Raw genomic sequence first — 20631 nt, forward strand, 5'->3', positions numbered from 1 at the left:
AGGATTAACCGTCAGGGCTTCTTTTATAGCAGTTTATTAATACACATCCTGTACATAGCGTCCTGCTTGCTCTAATTCAGAAACAGATAGCTGCTCTTGTTTCAGAATCTTATCTAATGATGTTCTTACGCCATCAGCCATCACCTTACTACCGCATACCATAATTTGTGCACCATCTAGAATACGTTTGGAAATATCCTTGGCATCATCCGTTAATAGATTTTGTACATATTGAGGTTTAGCCGACCGCGAAAAAGCGAGGCGCAGCTGCTTTAATCGTGATGTGGCTAAAGCTTGGCTTAAATTATCCTCATAGATAAAGTCCGAATTTTGTAGTCTGCCACCCCAGTAAAGGTAATAAGGTACTTGTTTTTCGTTTTGTTTGATAAAGCCCTGTAACGGTGCCATTCCTGTACCTGCCCCTATCATGATGACTGAGCTTGCATCTTGAGCAGGTCTAAAAGAGGCTTTCTTTTGGATAAAGGCTTGTATCGAATCCCCCTCTTTTAGGCCATGTAAGAAACCAGAACATTCCCCTTCAACTTGTTTACGTACACAGATTTCCAACATGCCATCTTGATCACAGCTGGCTAAGGAATAATAGCGAACAAAGTCAGAACCCGGAGGCATGATGCCTACAAGGTCACCCACTTCAAACGCTGGCCATGACATATCAGGCGTTAAAGCAAAAGCCTCATCAATCGCTGGATTTAATACGCTTTCAGGTTGGGCTCCAGCTTTAAAGCGCAGGATCCTAACAGGGGCATTTACTTCATCACCATAATGGCTTTGCTCAACAAGTTGCATCTGAAATTGACTGACTTTTTTCTTATCTAATTTCAAACATAGACTTTGATTAAGGCAGGTAGAGACGTTTTCTATCCAAGTTTCCAAGCTCGTTTGGCAAAATTTATCAATCGCGGTTAAAGGCAGCATTTGCTTAAAGCCCTTCTTGGCAACTAAGGCTTCAATTTGCTTAGCAAAACCAACAAAGTGAGTAAATTGTCTATCACCAAAGCCTAAGACATTGACCTGACAACCATCTGGCAAGCTAAGATCTTTCGCTTTTTCCAAGAAAAGTGAGGCGCTTGAGGGTGCCTGGCCTTCCCCATAGGTAGATGTCATAAAAAAGACATGCGTTGCATTGGCATATTGGCCTTCCACCTGATTCATTTTATTCAGATGTACCTTGTTACCCGCCGTGATTAACGCCTGTGAAAACTCTTGAGCAAAGCGCCAAGTACTCAAACCTTCGCTGCCCGCTAAAATGACAATATTCGCCTCTTGTGCAGGTACATAGTTTTGTAAATTTAAGCTATCCGCTTGTCCAAAAGCCTTCGAATTAATACGTTTACGCATCCAAATGATGATACCCGTGATGCCAATAATCGGCAGTGTCAGGCTTGTCAGTCCTATGAAAAGTGCCCAAAGTCCCATTCCCTCACCAGTGTGAAGCGCACTAATAAATTTGCTGACTTGATAGAAGCTTGAGTGGGGTTGAAAATCCAACCACAGTCCAGTTTCTGGGTGGATATAACCTAAACCAAACTGAGTTTCTAAGGTATACACTGAGCTTGGATCATCTGCATAAGGGAATTCAAGGCTAACAAGTTCACTTGCATCTACTTCTTTAAGTGCTGGTAAATGAGAGATAGGTAAAACTTGCGCATTTCCTCTATTCTCTAAAAAAGACGGCTCTAAAGAAGACGGTACTAAAGAGGGTAGCGCAACAAAAGCTGGCTCAGGATAATCCAGTTCTACAGAGTTTGCTTCTGGCAACAAAGAGAAGGTTGTTGCACTTAGGTACAGTGCAGTAGCCGTCAATACTAAGCTACCTACTAGGGCAAAACGGCTCAATTCAATATGGAGTTTTTGACTTGTACTGCCTTTGGCTAATTTAAAGAAGTGCTTAATGCCTCCAAGGCGTCGAACCATTAACAAAAGCCCACTGATACTCAACGCAAGTAAAGCAAAAGCAACAACCGCCACCAGCATTCTGCCTGCATCTCCCATTTGCATAGAACGGTGGAAGCTTTTCATCCAGTTATAAAGGTCAGACCTTTGGTGGGCTTGTACTTTTAGGCCTGTCACAGGATCAATTTGGTCTTCCCCATAGCCCTGATCATTTGAATAGGAGACTAAAAAGAGCCCGTTTTGTGTTCGTGTTAGTTGCTCTGCACCCGGGTAATTTTGTTTTACCTTATCGGTAAGTGTTGCTAAAGAAGTCTGACCAAGATTTAACTTAGGCGCTGTCGCGGCTTCGTTTAGGATCTCCCAAGATAAAATACTGCCAGATAAGGCAATCAGAATAATAAAGAGGGTGGCAGGAATCGCGAACCAAGTATGAATTAAACGAGACATAAGTCCTCCTAGTAGCCAGCCTGAAAAAGGGGAAACAGACTGGCTATAGAACAGGGTTAAAAGAAGCTAAAGGATGAATAGAAGTTAAAAGCGATAAACAAACGATTTAACGTAACCCTTGCCTGATACGGCTTGTCCAATGCCTTGTTGAGTTAGAGGTACAACAACATCAGAAGGCACATCACGTTTATCTTCTACCGAGGTATCGATATGGATAAAGTGGTTTGAATCTATATATTTATCATCAATAGTGACTAAAAAATTTCTGCTACGATTTTTATGCAAGCTTGCACCTGTTTTACCATCGAACCTTAAAGAGCGGTTGGCACGCTTCCAATCTCGTAAATGCTTTTGATACTTTTTCTTACGGCCTTCAACAGCAAGGGTTTGTACTAAACGACCATTAGCATCCATCAGATAGACAGCTACATAGGCGCCATCTCCGTTATAACCTTTCATGGTTAGCTGTAAATCAACGGATTTTGCAAAGGCAGAATTTGATAGCCCAAATACGGCAAGGAAAACGATTAAACTTTGAATGGGTTTCATGAGTATCACTCCTTCTTTAGATTAAGAAGGAGTATAAGGAGCGAACCTTAAGCCAGACTTAACGCATTTTAATCTAGCGAAAAACCTTTAGTTGCTCTTTTTGAATGAGCGTTTGTTGCGGTACATATCGATATCGGCATGCTTTATCATTTCAGAAATGGGTTGATAACTGCCTTTTTTAGATTCGGAGATACCAATTGCCATAGTCACTTGATAGTCAGTAAACAATGCTTTTTGCGACTCAGTAAAATGTTGACTGACCCTGTTAATCAGCACCTCAGCCCCTTCTTTACCTGTCCCTACTAGAGCGAGGATAAATTCATCCCCCCCTCGACGGCTGGCAATATCAGCCTCTCTCAACTCTTGAGTAAGTACGTCAGCTAGCAGACATAACAACCTATCTCCCATGTCATGACCATAATGATCATTCACATATTTGAAATTGTTAATATCGATAAATAATATACAAATAGGTTCGCGCTTACGCTTAGACTGTTTAAGTGCTTGGCTCGCCAAGTTATCAAACAAACTACGATTACTTAGACGAGTTAGAGGATCGTGGGTGGCATTAAAGGTCAGTTGGTTTTCCGATCTTTGTTTTTCAATTACTACACCTGCAATATGAGCAGCTAACGTCAGAATTTCTAACTCCTCTTCTCTTGGAGTCGCTTTAGATGAGCTATAAATGGCAAAAGACCCATACATTTCTCCTTTAGAAAGCACGATAGGTACAGACCAGCAGGAGCCAAGATTGGCTTTTTTTACTAGGTCACTAAACGCGACCCAGTTTTCATGGGTAGTGACATCATCAACTATCAGCGGTTTATTAGAAAAAACAGCCGCACCACAACTCCCAACGTTTGGGCCAATTTTTAAACCTTCTATCGCATCGTTATAAAAGTCAGGCAGCTTATTTCCAACCGTCAAATGTAAGGTATTGTCATGGGGATCAAGTCTGAGAATGCTGGCAAAGCGTTCTTCATCTAGGTCCTCAATAATGGACTGTAAGGTTTCGAATATTTGACACTGAGATGCACCAAGCGCGATATCAGAAAGCACTTCGGCACAACGTCTGTAGGCATCTAGTAAAAAGCTATGTTCCATTACCTTCCTCGCAGCTGTTATAAACGACTCGCATTTTAACAGTATCAATTATCTAATATTTGTCATTAAAATAAATCAATATCAATATCAATCAATCTATTTAACCCGTCTCACATTTTTGGCTGATTAGCCTGTTCATGTGAAATACGTTCTATTTCTTTTAGCATCATTGGGTACCCCATAAAGTACCCTTGAAATAAGTCACAGCCAAAACGTTGTAACATAAGCAGATGGTCATTCGTTTCTATACCTTCTGCAATCACCTCTAGACCCAAACTATGCCCCATTGTGGTAATTGTCAAAGCAAGAGGATGATGGTCCCCATGACCAGATAAATTTTTAACAAATGACTGATCTATTTTGAGTTGATCAAAAGGTAACTGCTGTAAATAAGAAAGGGACGAATAACCGGTTCCAAAGTCATCAAGCGACAGCAGCACCCCCAGTTTTTTTAAGGCGTGCATCTTCTCTAAGATATTCATCTTGTCATTGATTAACATGCTTTCTGTCAGTTCAAATTGTAGTAATTTTGCTTGGGCCCCAGTCTCTTCCAAAATCAGCTCTACCAGCTCAACAAAGTCATCTTGAGAAAACTGTAAGGCACTCACATTCACAGACATCTTAACCAGCTTTAATGCTGGGTCTTTTTGCCATTTGGCTAAGGTTTGGCACGCATCTCTTACCACCCACTCACCGATTGGAATAATTAATTTTGACTCTTCTGCTAATGGAATAAACTGAGCAGGTGAAATAACGCCATCTTCTGGATGCATCCAACGAATCAAGGCTTCGACACCTCGCATACTGCCCGAACGATCAAACTGAGGTTGGTAGTGTAAGATAAACTCCTTCCTATCCAACGCTTCTCGCATAGCCGCTTCTAAGTTGACCCTTTGTAGTATCTTCTCTTGCATTTGCGGAGAATAAAAACAGTAGCGATTACGGCCTGTTGATTTCGCTTCATACATAGCCAGTTCGGCATGCTTGAATGCATCAAAAACTTCATTGATTGAGTCGTCAATTTCAGTAATGCCAATACTGCTAGAAATATAGAAGTGGTCTCCATTGATCTCAAAGGTTCTGGAAATAGCATCATTGAGATTAGCTGACACACGCTTGGCCCGATACAGTGCTCTGCCAGGATCAAAACTGATATCGACGCCTTCTAATAGTATGATAAATTCATCACCACCAAAGCGCGCCACCATATCTGTTTTTCTGACGACATCCACCAGCCTTAATGCCACTTGTTGCAGAAGTTTGTCACCCACTGAGTGGCCTTTGCTATCATTAATATTTTTAAAGTGATCTAGATCGATGAAAAGTAAAGCATGGCGCATTAATGGCGCATAATGCCCTTCAACACTCACCTCTTCCGTGACAAATTGAGCTTGATGAATAAGCTGCTCAACCTTCTCAGAAATCATTTTTCGGTTTGGTAAGCAGGTTAAAGAGTCATAGAAGCTTAGCTGATTAATCATCTGCTCATTTTGCTTGGTTAAGCTAATATCCTTGATAATAAAGACATAATAGAGAGGCAGGTTTTCATCACTATAAACAATTGAAATCGTGGTTAGCTCAGGCGCAATTTCACCACACTTTTTACGGTTCCAGACTTCTCCTTCCCAATAACCAAACTCATCAAGGTGATTATAAATTTTACGGAAAAAGGCATCATCATGACGACCAGACCTTAGAATACGTATGTCTTCATTGATTATTTCAGTCTCTTGGTAACCCGTTATACGCTGAAATGCCTTATTCACCCTCACTATCTTATGTTGCATATCCGTGATCAAAATACCGTCTTGGGTATTAAAAGCCGTCGCGGCAATTCTTAGTTCATTCTCTGATTTTTTACGACGACTTACATCTCTTGCGAGTGCCACAAAGCAAGGACGATTTTCTTCGACTCTTTCAGTAAAAGACACGGATAATTCGAACCAGTACTCACTCTCACCTAGTTCAAGGCAAAAACTATTGCCCTCTGAATATCCTTTATCTTGTGCTTCTTCAAACGAGTTTTTATAAACACTGACCGCCTCCAGAGGAAACAGCTCCATCAAATTACGGCCAACAATCTCAGGGCCAAACTGACTAGCTAATAGTTTATTGGGAAAGTGGCAATGCAAAACCTCGCCCTTATCATCTATCTCAAGTAAGAGGTCCGGAATGGCTTCAAGTAATCCCAACAAGCGCTTATTGACATGACTCATATCTTGAGTACGCTGTTTAACCACTTCCTCTAAGCCTTGTTTAGAGATATAGATGTGCCTTAGCAAGCCCACTAGCCCAGCAATTAATAGACTAATCAAAGCGGTCATTAAGATTTCGCCTTTCAACCCAAACCAAGAAGACCAACCTGACACAGGCATAAGCTGGAGCTGCCAAACATCGTTAGGCACCTTGATATCTATATTGACCGAGTCATTAAAATCGACAGCAGAAGAGTCGGTTATCAGCACCTCTTGTTGGGCAAGCAGCTTAACCAAGCGGTATTCATACCCTTGCTGACTTAGCTCCTGAAAATTGGCCTTATTGAGCAAAGCATCTAGAGTCACAGCTACATTTGTAAAGCCCCAAAACGTATTTTCTCCTTTAGCATTAGGCAAAAGTACAGGCCAACGCCCAATAATAGCGACGCCCCCTTGTACCATTTTCACAGGTCCTGCCAAGGTTAACTGACGAGAAGTTCGTGCTTTATTGGCTTCTTCCTGTTGTTGCTTAAATTTCAACTGATTCAGACCAACCGATGCTTCATTCCCCGCCATGGGGTAAACCAGTTTGATAATGCCATTAGGCGATAAGGTAAAGTGAGAGACCACAGGGTAAATTTGATGCAGACTTTTTGCATAAGAATCAAAGAAACTCAGATCCCCATTTGTTTCTTTTACCATGGCGGCCAAAGCATAATTTGCCGACATATTATTGGCAATAGTCGTATTAATTAGGGCAGCATGATTCTGCCCTAATGCTAGAGCCGATGCCTTGTGACCTTCATATGCTAGCGCTTCTACCTGCTTTAACACAAAAAAAGACGTCACCGCGCCAACAAGCAAAAGGACGTAAAAAATTCTGAGAGGTGATAGGAGCAATTGACGTACATAATCACGCATAAAGTTAGATCATTACCTCATTGAGATTCAACCGCAAAGACAAAAGGTTAAGTTAACAACTTATGAACCCTATTCAGTAAAAGAATAGCAGATGAAAAACAGAATGCGGAGCTCAGAGCGTAGTGAGTTTACTCAAACGCTCAAAACATTAGAAAATAAGCATATTAAGTTAGAGAAGCAGTGATTAAGTCACCTCTTCTCAGTCTTATCAGAAAGAGTGTCAAGCAAGGCGTCACTTTGTGTTTGATTAATAGAAGGCCAGTGTAGGAACCTTTCAATAAGGGACAACACAGGATGACACTTTTTCTGAAATGTCGCATGAGCATTACTCTAAGACCCAAAGCGCGTGGTCTAAAAGCCTGAGACGGGAGGGCTATTCACAACTTTCCTAGCATTACCAGCCGAATCAGACACCAAAAAGCCCCGAAGATGTCTCTTCGAGGCTTTTAGAAAAGTTGCGGCTTAGTGCAGATTAAACCTGAAACAAGAAATTCCTGATAAGATCTTTACCACCTTCTGTGGCAAAGGATTCTGGGTGGAACTGAATCCCTTGAATTGGGTACTCTTTATGACGCACTCCCATAATTTCAAAATCACCACCAGCACGAATAACATCTAAGTTAGTAAAGTCGGCTTCTGCCAACTCACCTACACTAGAGGTCACTTCTAAGGCTTCAGGGAAACTTTCGTTTTCTGCTACTAACGAGTGGTAACGCATGATTTCTAGCTGATCAGGAATGTCTTTAAAGATGCCTTCGCCATTATGTGCTATCGGGCTAGTTTTACCGTGCATAGGTAAAGGCGCTTTAACCACCTTACCACCAAACACATGCACCATACCTTGCATGCCTAAGCACACGCCCATCATAGGGATGGTTTTACCTAGGTCACGAATAATGTCTGCGCACACACCAAAGTAGGCTTCATCATCAGGAGAGCCAGGGCCAGGTGAGATAATAATACGATCAGGTGACAGGGCTTTTAGCTCTTCAATGCTAACCTCGTCATTACGCTTCACCACGACGCTAAAGTCTTGAATGTTGCCACGCATTTTCTCGCTAGTCAGAATCTCACCAATAAACTGATAAAGGTTGTAAGTAAAAGAGTCATAGTTATCAATAATATAAACCTTCATACTCAGGCTCCTTTTTTATCAGCTGGGGCAAATTGATCAAGTACGCGCTTGGTTCCAGCGAACTTGCGTTGAATTTCTTCATATTCATCTTCGGCGTTGGAATCAAATACATTACCACCACAGGTTTGCACATAGGCTTTTTCGCCATTAGCAAAGACGGTACGAATTGGGATGGCAAAGGTACAATCACCGTTAAAGGAGAAATGACCCACTGCGCCACCATAAGGGCCACGACCTTCACCTTCAAGATCATCAATAATCTTCATGGCTTCAATTTTAGGGGCACCTGTTAACGTACCTGCAGGGAAGTTACTAGCAAGACCTGAGAACATGTCTTCTGTTTCTGCCATGATGCCCACGATTTCACTGGAAATATGCTGCACATGACTAAAGCGTTTAATGTCCATCAAACTACGTACTTTTACCGTTCCAAATTGCGCCACACGGCCAATATCATTACGGTGTAGGTCGACTATCATATTGTGTTCAGCAATTTCTTTTGGATCATTCAATAAGGCACGGGCCAAGGCTCTGTCTTCTGTTTCATCAGCACCACGTTTAGCTGTACCTGCTAGCGGGAAGGTTTCCATTTCTCCTTGGCGTAAACGGAAAAGTAGTTCAGGGCTAGCGCCAATGACTTTTTGCTCTTTAAATTTTAAATAGTACATCTGAGGAGACGGATTCACTTCACGTAGCTGCTCATAGATGTTGATGTTATCGCCTTCTAAGGTGAACCATTTTTTAAAGCCCACTTCAGTTTGGAAAATCTTACCGTCAATAATATCCTGTTTGACCTTCGCCACGGCCTTAGCATGGTCTGTTTTGCTCATGGATTCACCCTGTGGTGTTACCACAAGCGGTCCATTTTCTGGGGTAGGTTCAGCCAACATACTTTCAATCAGGTCCATGCGGCTGTCTTGATAGTAGAAGTAAAAAACTTCGCCTGTCATCTTGTCGAGAATCAAACCATCTGTATAAAGGCCGAATTTAAAGGCTTCAAACATATCACTGACATTCAGGCTCAAGCTTGGCTCAAAATAGTTCATGGCATCATAACCAACATAACCAGTTAAACCACCTGAGTATTTACGCGACAAAATATTTTGCGGCACAATTTCACGCAGCAAGTAATAAGGGTTATCGCTTTGGTAGCTTTGCGAAGAGCCATCTCTTTCTTCAATGGTAAGCGTATTACCTTGCGCCCAAAGTATTTTTTCCGGGTCAAAACCTATGATGGAATGGCGTGAGATAAAGCTATCTTCACCCAATGATTCCAACATAAAGCAGGTATCAAAACGCTTTTCGACTTTTTTAAACAAATCAAAAAAATCACAATCTGCCGTGACATTCACATAGTGAGGCTTTCTCGGCAACTTAATGGCTTCTGGTTTTACACTCATGTTTATATCCATCTTATTGCTCATCTTTATCTGATGAGGCTTGTTCTAATTCTTTTAAGGCTCTCGAACCTCGCGTCACGGTCGCTATGCCGACACCCAGTTGTTTGGCAATTTCTCGCTGCGGCACACCCTCTTTGAGCATGGCAAATATTTGCAAACGTTTGCTCATTTCGAGTACTTCACTAGGGGTCAAAAGCCCTGTCAGCTTGTTCTGCATCTCGTCATCTGAGCTTGCACTTCTTAAGTAGGTGATTAGATCTTTCACTCTTTACTCCACCTAATAGCTAAACGCCATTTATCTAATATGCGCACATAATACCGTATTCATGTACTAGTACAATAGGTTTTCAGTTTTTATTCTCACCTAGGCTGCCACTCTTATATGAATTATTGATATTAGGCATAAAAAAAGGCCGCCTAAGCGACCTTTCATTTCACGCAATCCTAAGGTTTTTAGGAGGCAGCCGCTTCCCAATCCGTTAATAACTGCATCATGGTAAAGGAATCTTGAGGGCGTGCCGCAGGGCGCGCAAGTTCTAACTTACCTTGCTCTAGGGCTTCACGAACCTTTGTCACTTGTGAGATAAAACCATTACCTGGCGCATCCACTTCAATATGCTCGAACTCGGTTTCATTCCCTTCCCCATCATATTTGGCGAAGTAGATTTTGTTACCACTTGCTTGGGGTAACCAAGGGTTTGATTTCAGCTCTAGATAACCTTCGCTACCTAGAATGCTGAAGCTTGAGTGCATACCAAAGTCTTCTGCTGTATGCAGTTGCACTTGTACACCATTGTTAAATAGGAAGTTAGCACTGGTATCACAGATATTGCCGTCTTTACCACGACGTCCAAACGCCTGAATCTGATAGTCAGAGAAAACATCATCACCAAAGGCTTGTTGCATAACCAAATGCATAAGAGAAAGTGGGTAACAACCTAAATTGTAAAGGGTCCCTTTACTCTCTGGATTCACAAATTCACTAATAGCCGCACAGTAGTTACCGCGTATCGCCTTAATCTCACCAATCGCTTTAGTTTGCAGCAGTTGGCTGATTTTTTGGGCAAAGGGGTGAGTTAAGTACATCAAGCCTTCTAAGAAAAAGACTTTATGTTCAGCCACAGCATCTAATGCCGCTTGGGTTTTCGCCATATCCACAGACAAGGACTTTTCACACAAGATAGCCTTACCTGCTTGCGCCGCTTTAATCACATATTCATGGTGTAAGTGATTTGGCAAAGCAATGTAGATTACATCCACTTCTGGATCTGCGATTAACGCATCGTAATCTTGATAGACCTTATCGAAGTCATACTTATCGGTGAAGTCCTTTAAAGGAGTAAGAGAGCGGCCTGCAACAGCATATAAGTGCGTATTCGCTTCTGCTAAAATCGCGTCCGCCATCACTGCCGAGATAAAGCTGGTACCTAGAATGCCCCAGTTAAGTGGTTTTGACATATTTCCCTTCTTTTAATTAGATCGATTGTGGCACATAAATAAAAACGCCCCTAAGGACGTTTTTGTTTATTCATAATAGAGATTAACTAGCTATAAAAAGCTTTCGCCATAACTTAGCTTGGCTAATCCTAAATGAGAGGCAATGCTCTGACCAATATCAGCAAAGCTCTTACGTGTGCCTATGTTCGTTGCCTCAGCATCAGCTCCGGCTTCAATGCCAGGGCCAAAACAAATCACAGGCACATGCTCACGGGTATGATCCGTACCGGGCCAAGTCGGGTCACAACCATGGTCGGCACTAATAAATACTCTATCACCCGGCTTAAGCGCCGCTTCGATTTCAGGCAAACGGGCATCAAAGGCTTCTAATGCAGCGGCATAACCCGACACATCACGTCTGTGTCCGTATGAAGAATCAAAGTCGACAAAGTTAGGGAAGATAAGGCTATTATCAGGCGCAGTATTAATGCTTTCAATCGTCGCATCGACTAACTTCATCAATCCCGTTGCTTTCACCTTATGAGTGATACCAGAGTGAGCATAAATATCGGCAATTTTACCAATACTAATCACTTGACCGCCTGCTTCAGCCAGGTAGTTCAAAACTGTTTTCGCTGGCGGTTCAACGGCAAGGTCACGACGATTTCCCGTACGAGCAAAGTTATCTGCATTTGACCCGATAAAAGGTCTAGCGATAACACGGCCTATGTTCATCTTCATTTCGTCCAGGAGATCACGAGCGATCTGACACAAGGTCAATAAGCGCTCTAATCCAAAGCTTTCTTCATGGGCTGCTATTTGCAACACACTGTCAGCAGACGAATAGATGATAGGGAAATCCGTACGCATATGCTCGTCACCTAAACGGGCAATGATTTCGGTACCAGAAGCGTGGCATTCACCTAAAACACCTTCTAGTTTGCCGCGTTTTGATAGCTCTGCCATAAAGTCCACAGGGAAACATTTTGGCGTATTAGGAAAGTAATCCCAATCAAATAATACAGGTACACCCGCCAACTCCCAATGGCCACTTGGGGTGTCTTTACCACTACTTAGCTCTTGTGCATAACCATGCAAAGCATCCACAGGACCTCGATAATCAAAGCCTTGTGGATAGTTTCCGGTACTGGCTTTAGCAAGATGTCCTAGGCCTTTTTTCTCTAAGTTAGGTAGCTTTAGGGGCCCAGTTCGACCCACTTCTGCTTGGCCTTCTGCACAGGCTTTTGCGATATGACCAAAGGTATCAGAACCCACATCACCAAAGTCTGCCGCATCATGTGCCGCACCCACTCCAAAAGAATCCATCATTAAAATGATTGCTCGGCTCATACTAGTATGCTCCTGTTGTGATTCCGTCGCTTGCTTCACCCATTGCCTCTAATAAGGCTTTTAAAAGTGAGCTAGTCCCAAAACGGAAGGTGGTCGCAGTTAACGCCTCTTTACCTAGCTTAGATTCTAGCAAAGTCAGGTATTCTCTGACGTCTGCAAGGGTTTTAACGCCACCAGCAGGTTTGAAACCAATCGCTTTTTGGCTATCAATGATTTGCGTTAGCATAATATCAGCCGCCTCTGGTGTCGCATTAACTGGCACTTTACCGGTTGAGGTTTTGATAAAATCAGCGCCTGCTGCAATTGAGATCTGACTCGCCTTAGCGATCAACTCAGGTGTTTTTAACTCACCCGACTCTATGATGACCTTAAGTGTTTTTTCACCGCAGGCAGCCTTACAAGCCTTTACAAGCTTATAACCAATAGACTCATTGCCATCCATTAAAGCACGGTAAGGAAAAACCACGTCGACTTCATCTGCGCCATAAGCGAGACAAGCTTTCGTCTCAGCGACAGCCGCCGCCAAGTTATCCCGCCCCTGTGGAAAATTACTGACGGTGGCTATCTTCACATCAGCAATATTAAGGCGCGCTAATTCTTGTTTTGCCCAAGGAATGAATCTTGGATAAATACATAAAGCAGCCACTTTACCAACACTGTCAATTTGCGCTTGTTCACACAGAGCCGTAATTTTGGACTCTGTGTCATCATCATTCAAACTGGTTAAATCCAATAAGCCAAGAGCGAGTTTTGCAAGCTCTGCATCACTCATCTCAGCAATAGATTTTACTTGATCAGACATGATTAGCTCTCCAACCAAGCGATAACCAGCTTGCTTAATTCCGCCGCGGCTTTTTGGCCTTCATCTAGGGTTTCTTCATGGCTTAATGAGTTACCTGACATGCCAGCACCTAGGTTGGTGATAGAGGAAATTGCCGCAACCTTCATACCGCAATGACGCGCTACGATCGTTTCTGGCACAGTACTCATGCCGACAGCATCAGCGCCTAAAGTACGGAACATACGAATTTCTGCAGGTGTTTCAAAGCTTGGTCCTAAGGCCCACACATAAACCCCTTTAAACAGGTTAATGTTCAGCCCTTTTGCCACCTCATTAATGCCATCACTTAGCTCAGGATCGTAGGCACGTGTCATGTCCTGGAATCTTGGCCCAATGCTATCGTCGTTTTCGCCTACAAGCGGGTTAACACCAGAGAAATTAATGTGATCTTCGATCAACATCAAACTGCCTGGGCCCATATCTTCGTTCAAGCTACCAGCAGCATTGGTTAACAATAAGGTGTCACAACCAATCAGTTTTAAAGTACGAATTGGGATTTGCAGTGTTTCAGGTGCAATACCTTCATACACATGGAAGCGGCCCTGCATGCAGGCAACTTCTTTGTTACCTAAACGACCAATTACCAAACGACCTTTATGGCCATGTACGCTCGATTTAGGGAAGCCTGGGATTTCACCGTAAGGGATGTAGATAGGATCTTGGATTACTTCAGCTAATGAGCCCAATCCACTGCCTAGAATGATAGCAACCTCAGGTTTGCGGTCACCGATTTTTTGTTGCAAATAATCTGCACTTAATTGATAAGCCTTCATACACGTCTTTCCTTTTAATTAAAGTAAGCCACTCCTGTGATAAGTACGCGGTTCCTTGGCGATTTTGATTAGCGCTCTCCTTCTTGGAAAGCGCCAATATCGGACCTGTTATTTTTTCAAATTTTCAGGCCCAAATGAGAAGGGAAGAAGCTCTTCCATTGATAGGGTTTTGCGTACGCCTTCTGGCCCGCAAATATGTATTTGAGTATCAGGCGTTGAGAACTCTCTGATTTTTTGACGACAGCCGCCACAAGGCGTGACCAGCTGTTCACCATTACCCAATACATAAATATTGTCTATTTTCTGTTCACCATCAAGCACCATAGCTGAAATCGCACCGGCTTCAGCACATGTGCCTTCAGGATAAGCCGCGTTTTCAACATTACAGCCAGAATAAACCTTGCCGTTTAGTGTCTCGATAACAGCGCCAACTTTAAATTCTGAGTAAGGCACATAAGCCTTACTCATCGCTTTATTCGCTAGCGCTACTGCTTTTTTCACATCAAGAGATGACATACTAGCCTCTCTCTTTCACATAGGGTCGACCGACGGCTTTTGGTGCCACTGCCTTACCGATAAAGCCAGCAAGTAATAATACAGTCAGAACATAAGGTAATACTTCGATTGCCTGTACTGGCACTTCACCAATACCTGGCACTTGAACACCTTGCATACGTACCGCAACAGCATCTAGGAAACCAAATAACAGACAAGCAAACATCACAGGAACAGGACGCCATTTACCGAAGATCAAAGCCGCCAAAGCAATATAACCTTTACCAGCACTCATATCTTTCAAAAAGCCTGCATTATGAGCAGTCGATAAATAAGCACCGGCTAGACCACATAAAATACCGCAAATGATCATGGCGCGATAACGGATAAAGGCAACGCTGATACCCGCAGTATCCACCGCATGTGGGTTCTCACCTACTGCACGTAGACGTAAACCAAAGCGAGTTTTGTAAATAATCCAAACCGCAAGAGGCACAATCGCAAAGGCTAGATAAACGAGAATGTTATGGCCGCTTAATAACTCTGAATAAATCAGACCTATTACCGGTACATCCGCTAGTGCGTCAGCAAACGGGAAAGTAATAGACGTAAATCGAGCATCGCCAGTCAAAGCAGGTGTTTGGCCACCTTGGCTAAACCAATCAAGCCCTAAGGTAACGGTGAGCCCGGCGACTATGGTGTTAATCGCCACACCACTGACAATATGATCACCACGGTGAGTAATACAAGCAAAGCCATGAATCAGTGCTAGAGCAACTGACGCGATAATGGCAAAAAGTAAACCAATCCAAGCAGAACCAAATACGGCCGCTGCTGCCGCTGCGGCAAAGGCAGCACCAAGGATTTTACCTTCCAGACCGATATCAACGATACCAGAACGCTCAGCAAACAAACCTGCTAAAGCAGCAAGAATTAGAGGTGTAGAGACACGTAACGTGGCATCTAGAATCAGAATAAGTGTTTCAAACATGCGCTATCTCCTAAGCTGCTGAAGTACGGGTGAAGAAAGCTTCAACACGATCTTTACACATATGCTCTAGCGCCCCAGAAAAGAGGATAACTAGACCTTGGATCACCACCACGATTTCTGGTGTGATGCTTGGAATCTCAAAAGCAAGCTCGGAACCACCTTGATAAAGTGCACCAAACAATACCGCAGCCAAAATGATACCGACTGGGTGATTACGTCCCATTAGGGAAACAGCAATACCTGCAAAACCAAAACCAGCGGTAAAGTTAAGCAGTAGGCTATGGTGAACACCCATGATTTCATTCAGACCAACAAAACCTGCTAAAGCACCTGAGATCAACATTACCCAGATGGTTACTTTGCCGTTATCAATGCCGGCATAAACAGCCGCTGTTGCATTAGTACCAACAGTACGTAGCTGGTAGCCCCAACGTGTATGCCATACCAAGCCCCAAATCAGAACACAGCAAACTAACGCCCAAAGGAAAGAAGCATTAAGCGGTGATTGCTCAAAGTTAATACCAATAGCTGCTAGCATTTCATGCATGTAAGGAAGCCAAGCTGACTCTTCAAATGTACGACTGTTAGGTGACATGCGACCTTCTTGTTTAAGCCAGTTCACCATCAGATAAACCATCAAAGAAGACGCAATAAAGTTAAACATGATAGTAGTGATTACCACATGACTGCCGCGACGTGCACTTAGATATGCAGGAATATAAGCCCAAGCGGCACCAAATGCTGCACCACCAATAATCGCTAGCGGAACAATCACGTAGAAAGGCATTGTTTGGTCAACGGCAAGACACACAAGACCCACACCTAAACCACCTATATAAGCTTGTCCTTCACCACCAATGTTGAAGATGCCGGCTTTAAAGGCAATGGAGACGGCTAAACCAGTAAAGATAAGGTTAGTGGCATAATACAAGGTATAGCCTATGCCTTCTTCATAACCAAAAGCGCCATAAACTAGGTAACCTGCAGCTTCAATTGGGTTTTCACCTATGGCTAGAATAACCAAGGCTGACACCAAAAAGGCCAACATAATATTAATAAAAGGGATAAGGGCAAGATTCACCCAAACCGGAACTTTCGGCTGACTCATGCTTGGCCTCCTGCTGTTTCTTCTTCGTTCAAGGCATTCGCCATCATCAAGCCAAGTGTGCGTTCATCCGCTTCTTTAGCATCAATTTCGCCAACAACCGCACCATCAAACATGACGATAATTCGGTCACTTAAGGCCATAATTTCATCCAGTTCTACAGAGACCAGTAAGATCGCCTTACCTGAGTCTCTCAATTTAACAATTTCTTCATGGATGTTTTCGATCGCACCAATATCAACACCACGTGTTGGCTGGCCAATCAATAACACATCTGGGTTTTGCTCTACTTCACGGGCAATAACGATTTTTTGCTGGTTACCACCGGAGAAGTTAGCTGTTTTCAAGAAAGGATCAGCAGGACGAACATCCCACTTTTGCATGCGCTCATTACACTCATCTAACATGGCTTTACGATCTAATAAAATTTTACCGTTATAAGCTTCAGAGTTGTGATAGCCCAAGATAGCCGCTTCATAGGCTTCAAAACCTGTTACTAGGCCCATCTTATGTCGATCTTCTGGCACGTGTGCCATTTTCAAATCACGCATTTGCGACGCGTTTTTCTTATTCTTGGCAGTAATCACTTCACCATTGAAATGAATCTCGCCGTCAGATAAAGGAGTAATACCTGACAAAGCATTTAGCAACTCACTTTGGCCATTACCAGATACACCAGCAATACCCACAATTTCACCTGCTTTTAATTCTAGGCTGACATCTTTAAGGCGCTTAACACCTTGCTCATCAAACCAGCTTAAGTTTTTAGCAGAAAGGGCTACGTTTGTTGGCTTAGCCTCTTCTTTATCCACCACTAGGCGGACTTTCTTACCCACCATAAGCTCTGCAAGCTCTTCTTTATCCGTTTCAGCCGTTACCCTGTGAGCAACCATTTGGCCTTGACGCATAACTGAGACATTGTCAGTGGATGCCATGATTTCACGTAGCTTGTGAGTAATAATCATGACAGTAACACCCTGTTCTTTCAGGGAGTTTAAAATTCGGAACAGATGATCTGCTTCTTGTGGGGTTAAAACCCCTGTCGGTTCATCCAAAATTAGGATTTTCGCACCACGATAAAGTGCTTTTAAGATTTCAACTCGTTGTTGTAAACCAACGGGAAGATCTTCAACAACCGCATCCACATCCACATCTAGATTGTATTCTTGCTCTAGTCGCTTTAATTCTTTACGGGCAGCATCCAAACCACCTTTAAGCATGGCACCACCTTCGGCACCTAGAACAACATTTTCTAGCACTGTAAAGTTTTCAACCAACATAAAATGCTGGTGAACCATACCAATGCCGAAACGAATAGCATCTTCAGAGGTGCGGATATTGACAAGTTCACCCCCCACTTCAATATCACCAGTATCCGCTTCGTAGAAGCCATAAATGATGCTCATTAAAGTGGATTTCCCTGCGCCGTTTTCACCAATAATGCCGTGAACGGTGCCTGCGGGGACTTGAAGACAAATGTCTTTATTGGCTTGGACTGCTCCAAAGCGCTTACTAATATCGCGCAATTCAATCGCGTATGGGCTTGTATTATTATTCATAAGAATTTGTGATTTATCTGCGGTTAATTATAGATAGCCATGTTTAACATTGTTCAAAATACACTCAGAACAAGGATCTAGCCACCTTAGTTTGCTGCATTTATTTTTTGATGAACTAACACCTAACTTTATACAGGCTGACAATCTGACTTAAAAAGAACTTAATCTTTATATAAGGGCTAAGCATTAGCGTCTAATGTGCTATCTGCAACAAAAGTTTCTTTTAAACACATTAGTTTCAGAAATTTATTCTAAGCAAAAAAAACAGCCGTCTGCTTATGACAGACGACTGTTTCTTATTAGATTAGATGTCGCAAGAATTGTTGGACATGTAATCATGAACTGAGATAGTTCCATTTACGATATCAGCACGGATAGCTGAAATTTTCGCTTTCATCTCGTCTGATACAAGCGCTGCGTTGTTGTTATCAAGCGCCCAATCAACACCACCTTCAGCAAGACCTAAAACAGTCACGCCTGGAGCCCAAGAACCCTCTTTCGCTGCTGTGTAAGCATTATAAGCAGCTAGGTCAACACGCTTAACCATAGAAGTCAGCATAGTACCTGGTTGGATGTGGTTTTGGTTTGAATCAACACCGATAGCGAATTTGCCATCATCTTTCGCTGCTTGGTAAACACCGATACCAGTACCACCAGCGGCTGCGAATACTACATCTGCACCTTTAGAGAATTGACTCTTAGCCAATTCAGAACCCTTAGTTGGGTCATTGAAAGCAGAAGGAGTAGAACCAGTCATGTTTTGGAATACGTCTGCGTTAGAAGAAACGTATTTAACGCCTTGCTCGTAACCACAAGCAAAACGACGGATAAGAGGAATATCCATACCACCAACAAAGCCAACCTTGTCAGTTTTAGATGCCATAGCAGCTAATGAACCTACAAGGAAAGAACCTTCGTGCTCTTTAAAGACAATAGATTGAACGTTAGGCAAGCCTACAACCATGTCGATGATGGTGAATTTAGTGTCAGGGAAGTCTTTTGCTACTTTTTCAAGAGCAGATGCCATAGAGAAACCCACAGCAACGATTGGAGAGTGTCCACGTTTTGCCAAACGACGAAGACCCTGTTCAACCTGAGCTTCGTTTTTCGGTTCAAATTCACGAACCTGAACACCAGAATCCTGAGTGAATTTAGTAATACCGTTGTAAACACCTTCGTTGAAGGATTTATCAAATTTACCCGCTTGGTCGTATACAACAGCAGGTTTGATATCTGCAGCTTGAGCTGAAGCTGCAATTGCTAGCGCCGTAGCGGATGCAAGAAAGACACCTTTCATTAGAATTCCTCTTGTAGTTATTAGTATGTTTGTAACAGCATTTTAAAAAGATGCTGCCTAACTGGTCAAAAATAAACTTATTACACCATTATCGCAATCCAAAGTGACATTAAAGCAGGGAAAAACCCATTAAACTTAGTCGATTTGTGTTTTTTTACTACATAATCGTGTAATTTGAGACCAGTTCAGGTTCCAACGTGAATCAGCATATCAAAAATTTTTCCAATTGGTAAAACTTTTTTTCAACTGTTTACAAAATAATCATCGCTGACATTCTTTACAGTAAACCGTGCTGCGCTGTCCCAGTCGGATTTCAAGCAAGTCAGTCTCACACTTAACGCAAGGTAAGCCTGCTCGCCCGTAAACATTCAGTGATTGTTTAAAATAGCCAGGTTTTCCATCACCACCTACAAAGTCCTTCAACGTTGTACCTCCTTGTTCAATTGCTCGAGCTAACACTAGCTTGATGCAATCTACCAAGACAGCCAAGCGCTTTGCACTGACTTGTCCTGCCCTTCTATTCGGTTTAATACCTGCCATAAACAAGGCTTCATTAGCGTAGATATTACCCACACCTACCACTTGCTTACTGTCCATAATAAAGGTCTTCACTGCCTGAGTTTTTCCTTTAGCCCGGGCAGCAAGATATGCCCCTGTAAAGGCTTCTGATAAAGGTTCAGGTCCAAGGCTTTTTATTAAACTGTGCTCTAACCAATCCTCTTGCGTCCAGAGAATAGCGCCAAAACGCCTTGGATCTGTATACCTTAACCATTGACCTGAACTGAGTTTAAAATCCACATGATCATGAAATAAAGGGGGCGTCTCTGCCGGCACTAAATACAAGCTACCTGACATTCCCAAGTGGATAATAATGGTGCCTTTAGCCGTATGAATCCCTATGTACTTGCCTCGACGAGAGAGAGAAATCACTTTTTCGCTTGCGACTTGATCGGCAAGTTCTGGTGTAATCAGCCAACGAAGTTGCGCCTGACGTATTTCGACATCAAGGATATGCTGGTCTTGTAGATAGGGCTGGATACCACATTTAGTGGTTTCAACTTCTGGTAATTCAGGCATGGTGAAGGTTTTTTTGACAGTTTCTTTAGGTAGCCCAAATT

17 protein-coding genes are annotated in these 20631 nt (G+C 42.8%); all 17 read right to left on the bottom strand.

Annotated features, from left to right (window positions below):
- Window positions 1-36: 36 nt before the first annotated feature.
- On the bottom strand, window positions 37-2361 hold the full coding sequence (locus Q0A08_RS15150; protein ID WP_438462356.1) for a PepSY domain-containing protein: 2325 nt from the start codon (window positions 2359-2361) through the stop codon (window positions 37-39).
- An 84-nt stretch (window positions 2362-2445) separates the two neighbouring features.
- A complete protein-coding gene (locus Q0A08_RS15155) occupies window positions 2446-2910 on the bottom strand; it encodes a DUF2271 domain-containing protein (protein ID WP_438462357.1) in 465 nt (154 codons plus the stop codon).
- 87 nt (window positions 2911-2997) lie between these two features.
- The gene (locus tag Q0A08_RS15160) at window positions 2998-4014 is read right to left on the bottom strand and encodes a sensor domain-containing diguanylate cyclase (protein ID WP_438462358.1); all 1017 of its coding nucleotides are present in this window, start codon (window positions 4012-4014) and stop codon (window positions 2998-3000) included.
- Between the two features lie 110 nt (window positions 4015-4124).
- Window positions 4125-7130 carry an EAL domain-containing protein gene (locus Q0A08_RS15165; protein WP_438462359.1) on the bottom strand — a complete coding sequence of 1002 codons (3006 nt, stop codon included), beginning with the start codon at window positions 7128-7130 and terminating at the stop codon, window positions 4125-4127.
- Window positions 7131-7602: 472 nt separating this feature from the next.
- Complete coding sequence (locus tag Q0A08_RS15170) at window positions 7603-8265, bottom strand: anthranilate synthase component II (protein ID WP_046015569.1); 663 nt, start codon at window positions 8263-8265, stop codon at window positions 7603-7605.
- Window positions 8266-8267: 2 nt separating this feature from the next.
- Window positions 8268-9665: an anthranilate synthase component I family protein gene (locus Q0A08_RS15175; RefSeq protein WP_438462360.1), complete on the bottom strand. Its 1398-nt coding sequence runs from the start codon at window positions 9663-9665 to the stop codon at window positions 8268-8270.
- 13 nt (window positions 9666-9678) lie between these two features.
- Window positions 9679-9930, bottom strand: a complete 252-nt coding sequence (locus Q0A08_RS15180; protein ID WP_009834215.1) for a Trp family transcriptional regulator — start codon at window positions 9928-9930, stop codon at window positions 9679-9681.
- Window positions 9931-10118: 188 nt separating this feature from the next.
- Complete coding sequence (locus tag Q0A08_RS15185; RefSeq protein ID WP_438462361.1) at window positions 10119-11123, bottom strand: Gfo/Idh/MocA family protein; 1005 nt, start codon at window positions 11121-11123, stop codon at window positions 10119-10121.
- A 90-nt stretch (window positions 11124-11213) separates the two neighbouring features.
- Entirely contained in the window at window positions 11214-12452 is a 1239-nt protein-coding gene (locus Q0A08_RS15190) for a phosphopentomutase (RefSeq protein ID WP_438462362.1), read from the bottom strand.
- 1 nt (window position 12453) lies between these two features.
- Window positions 12454-13254, bottom strand: a complete 801-nt coding sequence (gene deoC / locus Q0A08_RS15195; protein ID WP_438462363.1) for a deoxyribose-phosphate aldolase — start codon at window positions 13252-13254, stop codon at window positions 12454-12456.
- A gap of 2 nt (window positions 13255-13256) precedes the next feature.
- The gene (locus Q0A08_RS15200; protein ID WP_438462364.1) at window positions 13257-14066 is read right to left on the bottom strand and encodes a purine-nucleoside phosphorylase; all 810 of its coding nucleotides are present in this window, start codon (window positions 14064-14066) and stop codon (window positions 13257-13259) included.
- 108 nt (window positions 14067-14174) lie between these two features.
- A complete protein-coding gene (locus Q0A08_RS15205; protein ID WP_438462365.1) occupies window positions 14175-14582 on the bottom strand; it encodes a cytidine deaminase in 408 nt (135 codons plus the stop codon).
- Between the two features lies 1 nt (window position 14583).
- Window positions 14584-15552, bottom strand: a complete 969-nt coding sequence (locus tag Q0A08_RS15210) for an ABC transporter permease (protein ID WP_046015563.1) — start codon at window positions 15550-15552, stop codon at window positions 14584-14586.
- Between the two features lie 10 nt (window positions 15553-15562).
- Entirely contained in the window at window positions 15563-16660 is a 1098-nt protein-coding gene (locus tag Q0A08_RS15215) for an ABC transporter permease (protein ID WP_438462366.1), read from the bottom strand.
- Complete coding sequence (locus Q0A08_RS15220) at window positions 16657-18216, bottom strand: ABC transporter ATP-binding protein (RefSeq protein ID WP_438462367.1); 1560 nt, start codon at window positions 18214-18216, stop codon at window positions 16657-16659. Before Q0A08_RS15220 ends, Q0A08_RS15215 begins: the two co-directional genes overlap by 4 nt.
- 304 nt (window positions 18217-18520) lie before the next feature.
- On the bottom strand, window positions 18521-19513 hold the full coding sequence (locus Q0A08_RS15225) for a BMP family lipoprotein (RefSeq protein WP_438462368.1): 993 nt from the start codon (window positions 19511-19513) through the stop codon (window positions 18521-18523).
- Window positions 19514-19774: 261 nt separating this feature from the next.
- Entirely contained in the window at window positions 19775-20590 is an 816-nt protein-coding gene (gene mutM, locus Q0A08_RS15230; protein ID WP_438462369.1) for a bifunctional DNA-formamidopyrimidine glycosylase/DNA-(apurinic or apyrimidinic site) lyase, read from the bottom strand.
- Window positions 20591-20631: the final 41 nt, after the last annotated feature.

Source organism: Marinomonas sp. PE14-40 (assembly GCF_051623805.1).
Lineage (GTDB): Bacteria > Pseudomonadota > Gammaproteobacteria > Pseudomonadales > Marinomonadaceae > Marinomonas.

Bases quoted from the DNA above. Each gene is read 5' to 3' on its own strand.
- Q0A08_RS15170 (WP_046015569.1), bottom strand. From the start codon at position 8,265: ATGAAGGTTTATATTATTGATAACTATGACTCTTTTACTTACAACCTT.
- Q0A08_RS15150 (WP_438462356.1), bottom strand. From the start codon at position 2,361: ATGTCTCGTTTAATTCATACTTGGTTCGCGATTCCTGCCACCCTCTTT.
- Q0A08_RS15185 (WP_438462361.1), bottom strand. From the start codon at position 11,123: ATGTCAAAACCACTTAACTGGGGCATTCTAGGTACCAGCTTTATCTCG.
- Q0A08_RS15215 (WP_438462366.1), bottom strand. From the start codon at position 16,660: ATGAGTCAGCCGAAAGTTCCGGTTTGGGTGAATCTTGCCCTTATCCCT.
- Q0A08_RS15200 (WP_438462364.1), bottom strand. From the start codon at position 14,066: ATGAAGGCTTATCAATTAAGTGCAGATTATTTGCAACAAAAAATCGGT.
- Q0A08_RS15210 (WP_046015563.1), bottom strand. From the start codon at position 15,552: ATGTTTGAAACACTTATTCTGATTCTAGATGCCACGTTACGTGTCTCT.
- Q0A08_RS15155 (WP_438462357.1), bottom strand. From the start codon at position 2,910: ATGAAACCCATTCAAAGTTTAATCGTTTTCCTTGCCGTATTTGGGCTA.
- Q0A08_RS15205 (WP_438462365.1), bottom strand. From the start codon at position 14,582: ATGTCATCTCTTGATGTGAAAAAAGCAGTAGCGCTAGCGAATAAAGCG.
- Q0A08_RS15160 (WP_438462358.1), bottom strand. From the start codon at position 4,014: ATGGAACATAGCTTTTTACTAGATGCCTACAGACGTTGTGCCGAAGTG.
- mutM (WP_438462369.1), bottom strand. From the start codon at position 20,590: ATGCCTGAATTACCAGAAGTTGAAACCACTAAATGTGGTATCCAGCCC.
- Q0A08_RS15225 (WP_438462368.1), bottom strand. From the start codon at position 19,513: ATGAAAGGTGTCTTTCTTGCATCCGCTACGGCGCTAGCAATTGCAGCT.
- Q0A08_RS15175 (WP_438462360.1), bottom strand. From the start codon at position 9,665: ATGAGTGTAAAACCAGAAGCCATTAAGTTGCCGAGAAAGCCTCACTAT.
- deoC (WP_438462363.1), bottom strand. From the start codon at position 13,254: ATGTCTGATCAAGTAAAATCTATTGCTGAGATGAGTGATGCAGAGCTT.
- Q0A08_RS15165 (WP_438462359.1), bottom strand. From the start codon at position 7,130: ATGCGTGATTATGTACGTCAATTGCTCCTATCACCTCTCAGAATTTTT.
- Q0A08_RS15190 (WP_438462362.1), bottom strand. From the start codon at position 12,452: ATGAGCCGAGCAATCATTTTAATGATGGATTCTTTTGGAGTGGGTGCG.
- Q0A08_RS15220 (WP_438462367.1), bottom strand. From the start codon at position 18,216: ATGAATAATAATACAAGCCCATACGCGATTGAATTGCGCGATATTAGT.